A 15672-nucleotide genomic window follows, 5' to 3' on the forward strand; every position below is an offset into this window, starting at 1 on the left:
TGACAGGCGCGTGCAACGCACCTTCTTCTACTCCTTCTTCACATGGCACAAAATTTTTTAAAGCATATTCAAAAGAAGTTTGGTGATGGTAGCTACGAGGGCGACCAGCACGGCGGTGCCGGCGGGCGTGATGGCAGCGGCATGCCTACCAAATCGCCCCGCAACTTTATGTTTGCCACGGGCATCGAGTGCTCCTACCCTACCATCGGCCACGGCAAAATCCGGCGCGACCTGCTAGAGGAAACCGACCATTACAACCGTTACAAGGAAGACTTGGGGCTGGTGAAGGATATGGGGCTGAACGTGCTCCGCTACAACCTACCCTACTACAAAATTCAGAAAGCCCCTGGTAAGTACGACTGGGAGTTTGCTGATGCGGCTATGGCCGAAATCAAACGCCTGGGCATCACGCCTATTCTGGATTTGATGCACTTTGGCGTGCCCGATTGGCTGGAAAACTTCCAGAATCCGGAGCTACCCGTACATTTTGCTGAGTATTGCGGGGCGGTGGCGCAGCGCTACCCCTGGGTGCGTTTCTATACACCCGTCAACGAGATTTATGTGACGGCCCGCGCCAGCGCCAAAGATGGCATCTGGAACGAGCAACTGAAATCAGATAAGGGCTTTGTGACGGCCATGAAGCACCTGGTAGCGGCCAGCATCATGGGCAACCAGCAGATTGCCAAGTACCGCCCCGATTGCGTGATTGTGCAGAGCGAATCGGCGGAGTACATCCACGAGATGCGCGCGGTGGAAAGCGATGCTACCCGCCTCACCAACAAGCTGCGCTTTCTGTCGCTGGACTTACTCTACGCCCACACTATCGACGCCGAAGTGCTGCTCTACTGCCTCGACAACGGCATGACCCGTGAGGAGTTGAAGTGGTTTATGGCCGGCGAGCCTCCCGGATACCAGATCATGGGCAACGACTACTACGGGCGCAACGAGAAGATTATCAAGCCCAATGGCGACCTATGCTCTGCCGAGGACGTGCTGGGCTGGTATACCATGACCAAGCAATACTACGAGCGTTACCGCAAGCCCGTGTTCCACACCGAAACCAACACCTTCAACGCCCTAGATGCCGAGTGCTGGCTCTGGAAACAGTGGGTGAACGTGACGCGCATCCGTCAGGACGGGGTGCCGGTAGTGGGCTTTACGTGGTACTCCCTGCTCGACCAGATTGACTGGGACATTTCACTGGCCGAAAAACGCGGCTTTGTGAATCCTTGTGGCCTCTACGACCTCAACCGCAAAATCCGACCGGTAGGCGAGAGCTACAAGATGCTGCTACAGGAGTTTGGGCAGATTACGATGGTGCCGCACGGCGAAATCTTCCAAGTCACCAAACGCCCGGCCGAGCTGAAGGTAGAGGTGTAAAGGCTCACGGATTTTTCGGATTTTTGGGATTACTCGGATTTTGTGGACGATTAGAGGGTGTACACGAGAGCTGCTTTCTGCACGCTACACGGAAGCCTTATAAAGCTTTGCAGTTGTACCAATCGAAAGCCGAGCTGCCAAGAGCCACCCGGTTCTTATAAATCGTCCACAAAATCCCAAAAATCCGAAAAAATCCGTGAGCCGATGACCTTGCAGCAGTTGGAATACATTGTGGCCCTCGATACGCACCAGCAGTTTGTGCTGGCCGCCGATAAATGCTTTGTGACGCAGCCTACCCTGAGCATGCAGGTGCAGAAGCTGGAAGACGAGTTGGGCGTACTGCTGTTTGACCGCACCCGCAAGGGCGTGATTCCTACGGCCGTAGGCGCCAAAGTAATCGAAAAAGCGCGCGAGATACTGCGCACGTCTCAGCAGCTCCGCGAGGTGGTGCAAGTAGAAAAAGGCGAATTGGTGGGCGACCTGCGCCTGGGCATCATCCCTACCCTGGCACCCTACCTGGTGCCGCTGTTTCTGGTGGAGCTGGTGGAGCGCCACCCCCAGTTACGCGTGCAGGTAGAGGAAATGCAGTCGGCTGATATCATGCAGCGGCTCAAGGACAACCAGCTGGACGTGGGCCTACTCGTGACGCCCCTCGACGACCGGCAACTCCGCGAGGTGCCGCTCCTGGAAGAACCTTTTCTGGGCTACGTTTCCGAAGGCCACAGCCTCTACCCACAGGCCACCATCAGCCCTACCGATTTGGGCGCGCCGGGCCTCTGGCTGTTGCAGCAGGGCCATTGCTTCCGCCATCAGGTGCTCAATATCTGCTCCCCCTCGCCCGTGGCCGATAGCCAGCCCTTTGCTTACGAAAGCGGCTCCATCGAAACCCTGAAGGAGCTGGTGCGCCGCAACCACGGCTATACGCTGGTACCGGAGCTGTCGGTGCTGAGCGAGTTGGATAACAACCCCATGGTGAAGCGCTTCGAAGCGCCCGAGCCGGTGCGCGAAATCAGTTTGGTTGTGCACCACGGCTTTGTGCGCCTACCCTTGCTGCGCAGCCTGCGCGAGCTGATTCTGGCCCAGGTGCCTCAGCGCCTGCACACCGGACAGGCAGGCAAAAAAATTCGGTGGCGGTAGCACAGACATCCTCACCCAAATGATTATGCGAAAGTATCGTCGGTTTTTATTGGATTGGCTCCCTTGGCTGGTGCTGGCAGCCGTGGTATTCATCCCGGCCTTGCGTGTGCCAGTGGTAGGCACGTTGCAGCGCGGGTTGCTGGCAACGGGCATTATGCGCCCTACTCTGCCCGAAACGCCAGCAGCTATATCGGCCCAACCTACTGCTGCTACAAACATCGCCGCCTACCCCGATGTGCCCCTGCTTACCCTCGACGGTCAGCCAACCAACCTGCGTGCCCTGCGCGGCAAAACGGTTTTTTTCAATATCTGGGCTACCTGGTGCCCGCCCTGCGTGGCGGAGCTGCCGGGTATTCAGGCGTTGTATGAGAAGGTAGACAAGCAAAAAGTGGCTTTTGTACTGGTGTCGTTTGACCGCAACCCGAAGAAGGCCCAGGCTTTCATTCGGCGTAAAGGCTACACCGTACCGGTGTACTTTCCGGCCGCGCCGCTCCCGCCGGCCTTCGATTCGCAAGCCATTCCTACTACCCTTATTATCGGGCCAGATGGCCAGATCGTCACTCGCCACGAGGGCATGGCCGACTACGATTCGCCCAAAGTAAAGGCGTATCTGGAAGGATTGGCTCAACCGTAGAGCCGCAGCGAAAATTGGCGCTTTCCGTTCCGTTGCCGTACACAAGCACAGCCGCTACGCTGGCGGCTGCTAATCGTTGCGCAATGGCATCCTCCACATTTCCTACCCTCATTTACTTACATTACTGGGCCGGCGCCGGCCATGCCTGGCAGGGTGTAGCCGATGCGCTCGGCCCCGACTACCCTTCCCTATCACCCAATCTGGGTGGCTTTGGTGGTGCACCTGCTCCGGCCGGCGGCTACTCCGTAGATGCCTACGCCGATTCGGTAGCAGCGTATATCGAAGAGAACCAGTTGGCGCACTATGTATTGGTGGGCCACAGCATGGGCGGCAAGATTGCACTGGCGCTTGCAGCGCGGCAGCCAATAGGTTTAGTGGGCCTGGCGCTGCTTTCGCCTTCACCACCTACCGCCGAACCCATGACGGAGCAGGACCGCCAACAGAGTCTGAAAGCCTATGGCAAACCTGCTGAGGCGGAAAAAACCTTCCAAACCATCACGGCCCGGCCGCAGCCGCCTGCTATCAAAGAGCAGATTATCCAAGACAACCTCCGTAGCAACAAGGCGGCCTGGGATGCGTGGTTGCTGCACGGCAGCCGCGAAAACATTGCGGCCCGCATGTGCGACGTGCAAGTGCCCTGCGCCATCTTGGCCGGCGACCAAGACCAGATCATGTCGCCCTCGGTGCACGGCCTGGAGACCCTACCCCTGCTACCCGAAAATACTCCCCTGGAAATCATTGGAGGGGCTGGCCACCTGCTACCCTACGACGCCCCCAAGGAAGTAGCCGCCCTACTGCGTGATTTCGTTTCGCGCCTACCTTTGCAGTAGATGCCTTTAGCCGCCTGTCATGCTGAGCGGAGTCGAAGCATCTCGCGTGTTGATGAAAGATAGTATCCAACGTCAGCACGCGAGATGCTTCGACTCCGCTCAGCATGACACGTGCTTACGAAAACCAGCCCCCTCCCTACCCTTACATACACCTCCCTCATGCAGAACTTCACCTCCTTCGCCGATGCGGGCGACTACAAAGCCCTTCTTGCCAAAGCACTCGAAATCAAGCAGAACCCGTACGGCTATCAGCACATCGGAAAGAATAAAACCGTAGGCCTGATTTTCTTTAATCCCAGCCTGCGCACCCGCCTCAGCAGCGTGAAAGCTGCCTATAACCTGGGCGCACAAGCTTGGGTGCTGAACGCCGGCGCTGATTCGTGGACGCTGGAAATGGCCGATGGGGCCGTAATGAACGGCGGCACGCAGGAGCACATCAAGGAAGCCATTGCCGTGATGAGCCAGTATTGCGACGTACTGGGTGTGCGCACCTTCCCTACCCTGAAGGACCGCGACGAAGACTACAATGAAGTGGTGTTTAAGAAGATCATGCAATACGCCACGGTGCCCGTAGTAAGCCTGGAAAGCGCCACGCTGCACCCGTTGCAGTCGTTTGCTGACCTGATTACGGTGGCCGAGCACAAGCAGAAAGAACGTGTGAAGGTAGTGCTCACCTGGGCGCCGCACGTGCGCGCCCTACCCCAGTGTGTACCCAATTCCTTCGCCGACTGGTTCTCAGAAGTGGATTGGGTAGACTTCGTGATTACTCACCCCGAGGGCTACGAGCTGGACCCCAAATTCACCAAAGGTGCCCGCATCGAATACGACCAGAAAAAAGCCCTGGAAGGTGCCGACTTCGTGCAGGCCAAAAACTGGAGCAGCTACCAGAACTACGGCCAGGTCCTCAGCAACGACCCTGCGTGGATGCTCACGCCCGAACACATGACCGGCACCAACAACGCCAAATTCCTGCACTGCCTACCCGTGCGCCGCAACGTGGAAGTATCCGACGCCATCCTCGACTCGCCCAATTCCCTGGTAATCCAGGAAGCCGGCAACCGCGTCTTCTCCATGCAAACCGTACTGCACGAGTTGTTGAAGTAGTGAAATGGTGAGATGGTGAAATAGTGAGTGGTGAGTTTGTGAAGTGGTGAATTGAAAACGCGTGTCATCCTTTATCTGGCTTCCGCTTGCGAAGGACCTTATCACGCTGGCACGAGTCGTTGTTACGATTATCGTTCTGACGTAATAAGGTCCTTCGCAAGCGGACGCCAGATAAAGGATGATACGCGTTTTCAATTCACCACTTCACCATCTCACCATCTCACCACTTACAGCGGGTCGGCGGTTACTTTGAAGCGGGAGTCGGCGCGGATGGTGATATCGCGGGTAATGGCCTTGGCAATAGTAGCCTTGGTGGTGAGCGTGTAGCTTTCGGCTTTTATGTAGCTGTCGAGCTTGGCCTTGGTGGGCGTGAGCGTGATGCTCTGCACACCGGTGGGGATATTGCTGAGTGAGGCCAGCAGAATCTGGTCGCTGCCGTTGCCGGTGCTGATATAGATTTCGATGCTACGCAGGAAATCGAAGTTTTCGCTGTTGGGGTCGGCAATGGTGAGGGCAAGCTTGTTGAGGCTTACATCTTTTACTAGGTCGGCGCGGGTATTATTGTTTTTGAACGTGGAGGCCGACTGCGTGGGCACTGCCACCGGCGACAACGGCGCTGCTATGCCTACCGGAAAGGAGGAAGCAATTTTAATGTTTTGGCTGTCTTCGATATAAAAGGTCAGGAGCTTGTCAATCTCCTTGCAGCCAACGATAAACAGCCCCAAAAACAGGGTAGCGAGTAGCAGGACTTTTTTCATATGAATTGAATTTTGTCCGGAACCTACGCAACCACTACGCCAAACGGATTGTCGTTTCGCTACTTCGTCAATTTATTTTGGGCACTCTTCCCGAGTCAGTTGCTCGTTGATGACGATGCCGGCCTTAGAGCCATCAGCGGCGGCCATAATAGCCTGCTGCTGACCGGGCGTGAGGTCACCGGCAGCGTAGAGTCCGGCCACAGATGTCTGCTGCTTTTTATCTACCCACACCGCGCCTTTGCTGGTGAAGCGGCAGCCTAGCTGCTCGGCAAACGGCGCGCGCTGGTGCTGGGGCGCGTGCAAAAACAGCGCGTGGCATTCCAGCGGCTCGCCCTTCTCAAACTGCACACAGCGCAGCATGCCATCGGGTTTTCCTACCAGGCGGCGTACGGGTTCTTCGCGCACGGCAATGCCCTGCTGGCGCAGGCGTCGCCGAGCGTTGTCGGTGAGGTGGCCCGGCCCGTCGGTGCACACCGTGAGCTGGCTCGACCACCGGCTGACGAGCAGGGCCAGGCCCGTCACAGTCTTACCGCGGCCATAGATAGCCAGCGGTTGGTTGCGCACTTCCCAGCCGTGGCAGTAGGGACAGTGCAGCACGCCCCTACCCCAAAACTCGCGCATACCGTCTAGGGGCGGCAGTTCATCCTCCACGCCCGTTGCCAGTATCACTTTGCGCGCAGTGGCCACGGTGGTTCGGTCGGCCTCGGTGTCGGCCTCTACCCGAAAGTGGCCGTTTTCCTTCGTAATAGCCGTTACGCGCAGCTCGCGCACTTCTACCGACTCGTAGGGCGTAAGCTGACTGCGACCAATACGCAACAGCTCCTCGGGCGCTGTACAATCGCGGGTGAAATAGCCCTGCACGGCAGGCGAGGTAGCGTTGCGCGGCGCACCGGCATCACACACCAGCACGCGGCGCATGCTACGGCCCAGCACCAGCGCGGCACTTAGGCCAGCGCTGCCAGCTCCCACAATAATAACATCGTAGTCGGTGGAGGCGAGCAGCTGGCGGGCGGGGCGTACGGTAGCAATGGTTGGCTTCATGAAACGAATAGAACAGCGGCGTAGCAATGCCTTATTTCCTGGAAAAACTCACGAAGAGCTACTCCCCGACAGCAAGAGCCTTGTACCGAAGTTCGGGGCAATTGGTTTTTTGAATCCATACGTGAACCCGAATCTTTATTTGCCGTTCCGGCACTTTCTCTCTACCCCAGACCATCGTCTACCACCCATAAACAAAAAGCCTCTCCAATTGGAGAGGCTTTTTGTTTATGGGTGCGAAGCGTTTGCCGCAGGGGCCTATTGCTTCACCAAGCGCAGCACATGGCGTTCGTTGGTGCCTTGCACCAGCACAACGTACGTACCTACTGGCAGTTGCTGCACGTCCAGCGACGACTCCAGGCCACCGCTTACCGAGTAGCTAGCCACCGTACGGCCGGCCATATCTACCACGCTTACCTGGTAGCTGCCAGCTGCCAGACCGCGCAGGTCCAGCGTGGTGCGCGTGGTGGTTGGGTTGGGATACAAGGTAGGAGCTTGCGCCACTGCCTCACCCGCAAACACCACCGTACGTACCGGCGACAGCGACTCCGTGCCGTCCTGATCTACCTGGCGCAGGCGGTAGTATACCGTACCGGTGTGCGGCACTTTGGCATCTACCAAGCCATACACATGTGCCTGGCTGGTGCTGCCCTGTCCGGCTACCCGGCCTACCGCCGTGAAGGCAAAGCCATCGAAGGAGCGCTCTACTACAAAGTAGGCGTTGTTTTTCTCCGAGGCCGTGCTCCAGCTCAGCACTGCATTCTGCTGCACTGCCTGCACCGTGAAGGCTACCAGCTCAACCGGCAGCGGGTTCGTACCAATCTCGATGCTTTCCCGAACAGTGTTTGTACCACCATTCACATCCGTCGTGGTGATCTCTACTGAGTACGAGCCCGACCGCAGCTTGGTACGGTCTGACACGAACAGCTGGCCTGTGGCTGGGTTCAGGCTGATACCTACAGCTGCTAATTGATCAGCAGTCAGTGATGAAGAACCAGCAATAACTGCATTGGTTCCCGTGGTAGCCAGGCCGTTGCTAGCATTTGCCAGCAGTGCGCCTGTCGTAGCGTCGTATACTGCGGTAGTAGTACCGGCTGTCACGTAACGCGCGCCGTTGGTGTCAACGATATACGTCAGCACATCGCCATTCTGGTAGGGGTTGCTAACACCACCTTTCTTTGGCGTGGCCAAGTAGGTTGAGTTGATATCGGACCCTACCTGAATCGTGTACTGCGCTACGTTTGAGGTAGCAGGTACCGTGGCATTGTCGATAGCCGTATAGCTGAAGGTAGCATTCCCCACAAACCCGGTAGGTCCGGTGAAAGGCAGGAAGCGCAACTGGCTAGCCTGAGCGGCGGTCAGTACAGTTGCTGTCGTTACCGGCGTCACGCCATCGGCTAGGTACAACGTACCAGCTGCCGTGGCAGGCAGTTCCGTTATCCGGTAGCTGAGCGTGGTGTTGCCATCTGCATCGGCAGCAACCAGGGGCGAGATAAACAGGGCTGAGGTAGCCGTGTTGCCTTCTGGCGACTGCAAGCTGTTCACTACGTTGTAGGCCACCGGAGCACGGTTGGCAATCGTCGTCACGCTAGCCGAGTTGTTGTTCGGATTTGTGTCAACGTTCGAGGTTACAGCGCCAGCTACCGTTACCGACGTGGCCGTGGCCGGCGTCGTGAACGATACATAGTTAGTTACGGCGGTTACCGTATTGGCCATGTCGGGCGCTAGTGAGGCAATAGCTGGGAAGGTAATGATGATGTTGTTACCCGACGTAGTAATAGTGCTACCGGCTGGGTACGTCAGATCTGTCACCGTGTTGGGTACCGTCACGGTCTGCACCACGTTGGTGGCAGGTGATGTACCCACATTAGAAGTCGTTACGGCATACGTCACCTTCGAGCCTGGAGCTGTCGAAACTGGACCGCTCACACTAGTGGTGGCATTCGCCTGCGACGTCACATTCACCGTAGCCGAAGCCGTGTTGTTTGCAAGCGCCCCGTCAGAAGTTGCGGAAGTAATAGCTGCTACGGCATTCACCTGACCCGAGGCCGGAGCCGTAAAGGTCACATTGTATGTACCAGGTACCGCAGCGCCACTAGCAACCGATGCCACAGTGGGGAAGGTTACAATACCCGTGGTGGTGTTATATGTACCTGCACCAGCGTTTACGTTGCTCAAGCCTGGTATCAGCACAATCTGGGGCACTACGTTGGTAGCCGTACCGGCACCATCATTTCTGAAGGTAGCTGTCAGCGTAGTGGGTGCACCAGCATTCCCCGTTGTAGTAGCTGGCGTGAACGATGCCACACGTAGGTCGGCGGCAGCAGTTGTGGCCGCCGCAGCCGTGGTTGCTACGCTGGCGTAATTGTTATCCAGGTTCGTGTCGTAGCTGGCTGTTGTCACGCGGGCTACTCCGTTCAGCTGGGCTGCATCTGGCATCACCACTACTACCTCGTTGGCAATAGCGCCGCCCTTGGGTAGCGTGCTTACCGTTGGGAAGGTTACCAGACCCGTCGTGTTATCATACGTACCCGTGCCGGAACCAGCCGGGAACGTTACGTTGGCTGCACCCAGCCCAGCCGGAAGTTGCAACGTAGGCGTTACTCCCGTAGCAGCGGCCGTACCGTTGTTGGTAGTACTCACTACGTAGAGTACCTGGTTGCCTACCACTGCCGAGGCCGGCGCTGTAGCGCTAACCACTACATCCGCAGCGGGCGTCACCGTTGTCGTTACCATTGCCGTGTTGTTGGCAATAGCCGTCTCGTTGGTGCTAGTGCTCACCGAGGCCACGGCGCTGAAGCTGCTCATGCTGCTCGGTGCCGAGAACGTAATGGTATTAGTCTGGCTGAAGCCCATCGACACTGCCTCGGTGTAGCTGATCGTCAGGATACCCGTGGTAGAATTGTACACCGTCGAAGTAGCCGGTGCATTGTTCAGCATTACGTCGGTCAGGCCGGCGGGTAGCTGCACCCGTTCTACCACATTGCTGGCCGGAGCCGGGCCGTTATTGGCCGTGGTTACGGTATAAGTCAGCTTCTGGCCAGGCAGTGCCGAGGTAGGGCCAGCCAGGGTAGTAGCCACGTCAGCCAGCGGCGTCACGGTTACTTTGGTCTGGGCCAGGTTGTCGGAAGCCGTCAGCTCGGGGCTGGTAGTGGTTACGGTAGCCGTAGCCAGCACTGTACCTTGCTGCGGCGCAATGAAAGTCACATTGTACGTCTGGCTGGTACCTACTGCCAGGTTACCCGTCAATGCCGGGAACGTCAGCACGCCGGTGTTCGGGTTATAGGTACCACCGCCCTGGTTGGTGAAGGTCAGGCCAGTGGGGAGCGACACCGTTTGCTGTACGCCGGCGGCAGCAGCGGGACCAGCATTGCTGGCTACAATGGTCAAGCCAATGCTACCACCGGGAGCTACGTTCGTGTTGTTTGCCGAAATGGTCGTGTACACGTTGGTAGCAGGGCCGGCACCAGCCGTTACGGCTACTGTTGGGCGAGCAGCTACACCGTTCAGCTGAGCAGTGTTGTTGTTCGTCCCTACCGTTGGTGAGTTTATATCACCAACGTTGCTGTTGCTGTTACCCGAGGTAACGGTAGCTATTGGTGCTGCAAAGCTGCTGCTAGGCGCCACAAAGCTAATCGTATTCACCTGAGACTGACCAGGCGTTAGGACATCAATAGCCGGAAATGTTACCGTCGTGGCGTTAGAAGCTGAACTGAAGCTCACCGTACCACCATTAGAAGCATAGATACCCGTTACGTTACCCGAAAGCGTCACCGTCTGCACCACATTAATTGCCGGCGACACGGAGTTGGGGTTTGTGCTGGTGGCTACGTTGCTCGTTACCACGGTATAAGTCACCTCGTTACCGGCCGTTACGCTGGTCGGACCGCTGATGGCCGTCGTCGCATCAGAGCGGGGCGTTATGTTCGTGGTTACTACTACCGTGTTATCCTCTGTAATCGTTTCCGTGCCGCCGTTGCCACTGATGTTGGCCGTCACGGTCAGTGGGTTGTTGCCGGGAGCCGGAAAAGCCACGGCCGTTGTCACTGAGCCGTTGTTGGCAGCCAGGTTACCGATATTCAGCGTCAGCAGACCCGTCGTCTGGTTATATGAGCCAGTTGGGAAGGTGATGGTGCCATTGTTGAGCGTACCCGCGCTACCCCCTACCGTGAAGCCGGTAGTGGTGAGGCCTGCGGGTAGTTGTACGGTTTCTACCACGTTGGTAGCCGCTACCGAGCCAGGGTTGTTTGATGCGATGCTATAGGACACTGGCTCGCCAGCATTGGCTGAAGCAGGACCCGTAATAGTCGTAGCCAGGTTAAAGGTCGTCCCTTTAACTTCTACCGATATGTATGCCGTGTTCGAGTTGACACCCGAAGTATTGTTCACAGTATACGGTACCGTAGCAATACCTGTGAAACCAGCGGCAGGCGTAAACCGCACCTGACCATTGCTCAGGAACTGGAACGTACCACCCGTCACCGTTACCGACGTCGTGCTGCCAGCGGCAAGACCGTTCAGGGCCACCGTGGTTGGATCGATGCTGTTCTGGTCATTGTTCGTCACCGTCAACGTCACGGCTGCGCCGGGCGTGGTGATGACGAAGTCGTTGACGGCAATTGGAGCGTTGATCAGCGGAGCATTACCCGAGAATTCAGACGTACCCTGGTTACCGTTGACGAGTGCCACTTGGGTGGCTGTAGCCGTCAGTCTAACTCCGTTAGCGGCTAGAGCAGTTTGCTGAGCAGCCGTCAGCGAGGAAAGTGGCACCGAGTAAGAGAAGCGGTTTTGGCCTGTTTCTGTGCCCTGGTAGAACCCGTTGATATTGGTGCTATAGGTGCCGGTAGTGGCATCCAGGTCGTTGGTACCTTCTGTGCGGGTAAATAAGTACGTCTGTCCCTGACCAAAATTGGTGTTACCAGCACCAGCCGATGTACCTACGTTGGCAATAAAGAATTCCAGGGTAGCACCGGGGCGTGAGAAACCTGTTAGGACCAGGTTGCCATTGCGAATAGTAGCCGTAGTGATTACCGGCATGTTGGTGAGGCCGTTGCCGCCCGTATCACCGTCGCCATTGTCGTTCAACGTTACGTTGGTGGTAGCGCCGGTAGCGCCATTGGATGCAGCATCAGTCCCATTCAGCAAATCAATACCCAAACGCGTATTGGCGAAAATTGAGTTTTGAGAAATGGTCACGTTGAGTGCAACCGATTCTACCAGCACCCCCGAGCCGTCGTTGCCGGTGATGATGTTATTGGAGATGACCGTTTGGTTGTTGCTGCTATACACGCGTAGACCCGAACCCTCCCCTGCTGTGGTGTTATTCAGTGCCGTACGGCTGCGGGCAATGCCTTGACCATTGTTGGAGATGGTATTGCCTGTAATGGTATTGCCACCCGTGTTGTCGTTAGCGAAAGAGTCGATACCATGGCCGCTATTGCCCGTAATCAGGTTGCCGGTTACATTGTTACCAGTGCTGGCTCCTTGCAGTTCCAGGCCGTCAAACACATATCCCTGGCCCCCGATAAACGTTTCAAGAGCATTGCCACGAATCTCGTTGTTGCTGATGGTATTGTTATTCGATCCGTTGCTGTTGTTACCCAACAGCCAGATACCCATACCACCGTTGTAGGCTATCAGGTTGTTTTGAATAGTACCATTGTCTGAGCCATTGCTGTTGATGCCCTGGTTGACGTTGCGCACGTTGTCGCCGGGGTCCGTAAAGCTTGTTGCCGATGCACCAATGATGTTCTGTTCAATCAGCATACCAGCAGTCGTAGCCGATGTGTTGATGCCGTTAGTGAAACCGTAGATGCTGAGGCCACGAACTGTTAGGTTGGCTGCATTAAGCTCCAGGCCGTTGAATGCCCGAGTGCCTACCAGTTGTACTTCAGGACCATTCACTTGGTCCAGCGCAGTGGCGGCCGTTCCTACCGTACCCCCTGTGCCCAGCACCGCCGTGTTGGTATTCCCAACGTTTGTGGTCTGTGTAGTGCCATCGATGCTAGTAGCAGCATCCGTAATAGTTGGTAGAACTGCCGTAGGCCGTATAACAGCTACGTTATTGGTTAAGCCCGATACTAGACCTGCCCGCAGACCAGGCGTAGCTGAGCTATTCGGAATCATGAAAATGCTAGTTTCTGTGCCAGCCGTTTGGCCATTTTGCGCCAGATTAGCATTCGTCAGAGCGTTGGAGTTCAGAATGAACTGCCGCAAAGAGCCCTGTCCTGCGTTGTTTGTGTTAGTCACCACGTCGAAGTTGAAGCCAAAATCCACGTTCGAGGTTCCCCCGTTGGGTACCGTGATGCTGGTGATAGACTGAGGCGTGAGCGTGCCGCTGGTTAGGCTAGCCAGTGTTTGGCTGCCGTTGTTAGCAGCTGCATCCTGCTTCTCGGGTGCCTCGCCGCCTACGCGGTCGGTAGCTGCGTTTACAAACGTCTGCACGGGCACTAAGCCAGCAACGCTACCAGGGCGCGATGAAGTTACTGTGGAGTTCACAACGCGCACGGTATACGTAGCCGGCGCTGTATTGAACGTGTACGCACCATTGGCGTCTGTAGTAGTTGTAGCCACTAGAGCACCGCTTGCGTTGTAGAGTTCAACCGTAGCGCCCGGACGACGAATACCACCGCTGGTGAAGCCCGATGCAGTAGCCGATGTATTGGCGGCAGCATATGCGCGGCCTACGCCACCACCATAGTTTACATCTTCGAAGATGGTACCGCTGATTACTGAGAATACCGGAATGGTATAGGTAGCAGCCGTTTGTCCCGTGCGCCCAGCGTTATCCGTAGCAGCATACGTGAAGGTAGCGTTGCCTGTGTAGCCGGCCGTAGGAGTGAAGGTCAGCTGGTTTAGCTGGCTTGGCGCAATGGCTTGACCAGCTACTACGGCCACACCGTTGAGTCGCAGGGTTCCGCTAGCGCTAGCAGGGAGGCTCAGAATATTGTAGTAGGCTATAGGACCATCTGTATCCGTGCCCGACAGGTTAGGCGACAGCACTGCCGCTGTTGAGTTCGGTGCTACCGTTGTGTTGGTAACGTTGTTGGCTACGGGAGGAGCATTAGTAGCAGCTGGCCCTGCGCATAATGCAGAGGCTGGCACTACTTGGCGAGCTAGGCCAGCGGCTGCACTTTCGTATTCTAATTTCAGAACGTTGTCACCGCCTTCTTCTGCATACAAAATCAGTATATCGTGTAAGCCTGCGGTTAAAGTAGTGGTATACGCAACTGTGCTTAGGCTATGTGGGCCACCATTGCTGATGACAGCATTTGCGGCGCTAGGAGCGGTAGCCAATGCGGCATTATCAAGCCACATGTAAGAGGCATCGTCCGAGCCAAGGTAGAAAGTATAGCTACCCGTTACCGGGATGTTGATGCTCCCCCGGTATCGTGCACTGAAGTTATCAGGGTTCGTTGCAGTACCACTAGAAAATACGGTCGTCGGGAACGTATTGGTCGTAAAATCTATCCTTTGATCATTGCGACGCTGTGGAGCCGTACGTTGGAAAAACGTAATAGCATTTGCGTTGAATCCGGCTTCCTGATAGAAAGTCGTGAAATAATACTCGGCCGTCAGGCCGTTGGAAGCGGTGCTATTATCCAGGAAAGAAGGCTGGCAGCTAGGAGTCGTTTGCACCGTCGTCACGTTAGCGTTAGCAGCCGTGCCGTTGTTGTTAGCGGGAGTGTTGTCTAGTGTGTTGGAGGTACTGGCAACCTTGCCCGTTACATTGCCTGAAGCCGGCATTGTAAATACTACCGTATTGGTCACGTTTGCACCTGAGGCCAAAGAAGCTGTGGCGGCAAATGTTACAACCCCACTAGTGGCATCGTAGCTGGCACCAGCTGGCAGCGTAACGTTAGCAGCTGGCAAACCCGGCGCTAGCGTTAGCGTAGGCACTACGTTTGTGGCTGGTTCAGGGCCGTTGTTAGTAGTAGTGGTAGTGTAGATAACACGGTTGCCGGCGCTGGCGAGAGCCGGGCCGGTGAGGGATGTTACAACGTCTGCTGCAGGAGTGAGGGAGGATACACTGATAATCCAGCCATCACCAGGGTGACCAGTGCCACTGCTATTGTAAATAACACCACCGGCAGTATTGGGACGCAGGTACACCCTGAACTGAATAGTAGTAATACCGGCAGCGGGAGTTGTAACTAATACAGATCCGCTTGCAGCTCCAGATCCAGTTGTTCCATCTGGATTAGCTACGTTATTCAGTATTTGATTTGAGGTGACCTGGAGTTCGGACGAACCTGATAGCCTAGAAAGAGAAACACCAGTAGAAAGCAGGTCTAGTTCCGCAGTGAAACCCATTCTAGGATTGCTACCGATGGTAGTAGAACCACCTAAACCAGTGACATGTATAACTGGATTGACAACTGCCCTATTGAAAGTGATAGTTAAGTCTACATACCGATACCGTTGGTTCGCTGGAATAGTAGGAGATGGTAGAGCTCGAGTTGAAAGGAAAACCTCGACGCCGTTGTTCGCATCCACATCAATACCACCATTAACCCCTGATGTTGAAGTGTAATGAGTGGCATTGGATGCGCCAATTAAACCTACGTTGGGAAAAAGTGCTAAGCCACCAGCAGAAGCGTTTGTCGTGTTACCAGTACCAACTCCAAAAGCTGCACCAGTCCCCGTGCTTAGCTGAGTAGTAGGCTGAGTATACTGCTGGTTGCTCAGCGAAAACGTAGCTGTGGTAGTCGGTGTGTACGCTGAGAATGTGTTGTTACTTGGGTTGTCCAGGTTGTTCTGAAACGTAATAACCTGGTTGGCCACTACCGGG

8 protein-coding genes are annotated in these 15672 nt (G+C 56.0%); 5 read left to right on the forward strand and 3 right to left on the reverse strand.

Annotated elements, in window-relative coordinates; genetic code table 11:
* Window positions 1-42 precede the first annotated feature (42 nt).
* The 5 genes from H8B15_RS05720 to H8B15_RS05740 all read left to right on the forward strand — a co-directional run bounded on the left by H8B15_RS05720 (window position 43) and on the right by H8B15_RS05740 (window position 5085).
* A complete protein-coding gene (locus tag H8B15_RS05720; RefSeq protein WP_187318712.1) occupies window positions 43-1380 on the forward strand; it encodes a family 1 glycosylhydrolase in 1338 nt (445 codons plus the stop codon).
* A 204-nt stretch (window positions 1381-1584) separates the two neighbouring features.
* Window positions 1585-2517, forward strand: coding sequence for a hydrogen peroxide-inducible genes activator (locus H8B15_RS05725; protein ID WP_187318713.1), 933 nt, complete (start codon window positions 1585-1587; stop codon window positions 2515-2517).
* A 25-nt stretch (window positions 2518-2542) separates the two neighbouring features.
* Complete coding sequence (locus H8B15_RS05730) at window positions 2543-3151, forward strand: TlpA family protein disulfide reductase (protein WP_187318714.1); 609 nt, start codon at window positions 2543-2545, stop codon at window positions 3149-3151.
* Between the two features lie 83 nt (window positions 3152-3234).
* Window positions 3235-3981: an alpha/beta fold hydrolase gene (locus H8B15_RS05735; protein ID WP_187318715.1), complete on the forward strand. Its 747-nt coding sequence runs from the start codon at window positions 3235-3237 to the stop codon at window positions 3979-3981.
* A 159-nt stretch (window positions 3982-4140) separates the two neighbouring features.
* On the forward strand, window positions 4141-5085 hold the full coding sequence (locus H8B15_RS05740; protein WP_187318822.1) for an N-acetylornithine carbamoyltransferase: 945 nt from the start codon (window positions 4141-4143) through the stop codon (window positions 5083-5085).
* A gap of 227 nt (window positions 5086-5312) precedes the next feature.
* Here the strand turns inward: H8B15_RS05740 and H8B15_RS05745 are convergent, their stop codons facing one another.
* The 3 genes from H8B15_RS05745 to H8B15_RS05755 all read right to left on the reverse strand — a co-directional run bounded on the left by H8B15_RS05745 (window position 5313) and on the right by H8B15_RS05755 (window position 14993).
* Entirely contained in the window at window positions 5313-5843 is a 531-nt protein-coding gene (locus tag H8B15_RS05745; protein WP_187318716.1) for a hypothetical protein, read from the reverse strand.
* A gap of 72 nt (window positions 5844-5915) precedes the next feature.
* Window positions 5916-6884 carry an NAD(P)/FAD-dependent oxidoreductase gene (locus H8B15_RS05750; protein ID WP_187318717.1) on the reverse strand — a complete coding sequence of 323 codons (969 nt, stop codon included), beginning with the start codon at window positions 6882-6884 and terminating at the stop codon, window positions 5916-5918.
* A gap of 255 nt (window positions 6885-7139) precedes the next feature.
* Window positions 7140-14993, reverse strand: coding sequence for an Ig-like domain-containing protein (locus tag H8B15_RS05755; protein ID WP_187318718.1), 7854 nt, complete (start codon window positions 14991-14993; stop codon window positions 7140-7142).
* Window positions 14994-15672: the final 679 nt, after the last annotated feature.

Origin of the sequence: Hymenobacter citatus (assembly GCF_014333615.1) — a bacterium.
GTDB classification, from domain to species: domain Bacteria; phylum Bacteroidota; class Bacteroidia; order Cytophagales; family Hymenobacteraceae; genus Hymenobacter; species Hymenobacter citatus.

What these genes read in the sequence shown, in the direction of transcription:
- H8B15_RS05750 (WP_187318717.1), bottom strand. Translation starts at nt 6,884, where the DNA reads ATGAAGCCAACCATTGCTACCGTACGCCCCGCCCGCCAGCTGCTCGCC.
- H8B15_RS05745 (WP_187318716.1), bottom strand. Translation starts at nt 5,843, where the DNA reads ATGAAAAAAGTCCTGCTACTCGCTACCCTGTTTTTGGGGCTGTTTATC.
- H8B15_RS05725 (WP_187318713.1), top strand. Translation starts at nt 1,585, where the DNA reads ATGACCTTGCAGCAGTTGGAATACATTGTGGCCCTCGATACGCACCAG.
- H8B15_RS05730 (WP_187318714.1), top strand. Translation starts at nt 2,543, where the DNA reads ATGCGAAAGTATCGTCGGTTTTTATTGGATTGGCTCCCTTGGCTGGTG.
- H8B15_RS05735 (WP_187318715.1), top strand. Translation starts at nt 3,235, where the DNA reads ATGGCATCCTCCACATTTCCTACCCTCATTTACTTACATTACTGGGCC.
- H8B15_RS05740 (WP_187318822.1), top strand. Translation starts at nt 4,141, where the DNA reads ATGCAGAACTTCACCTCCTTCGCCGATGCGGGCGACTACAAAGCCCTT.
- H8B15_RS05720 (WP_187318712.1), top strand. Translation starts at nt 43, where the DNA reads ATGGCACAAAATTTTTTAAAGCATATTCAAAAGAAGTTTGGTGATGGT.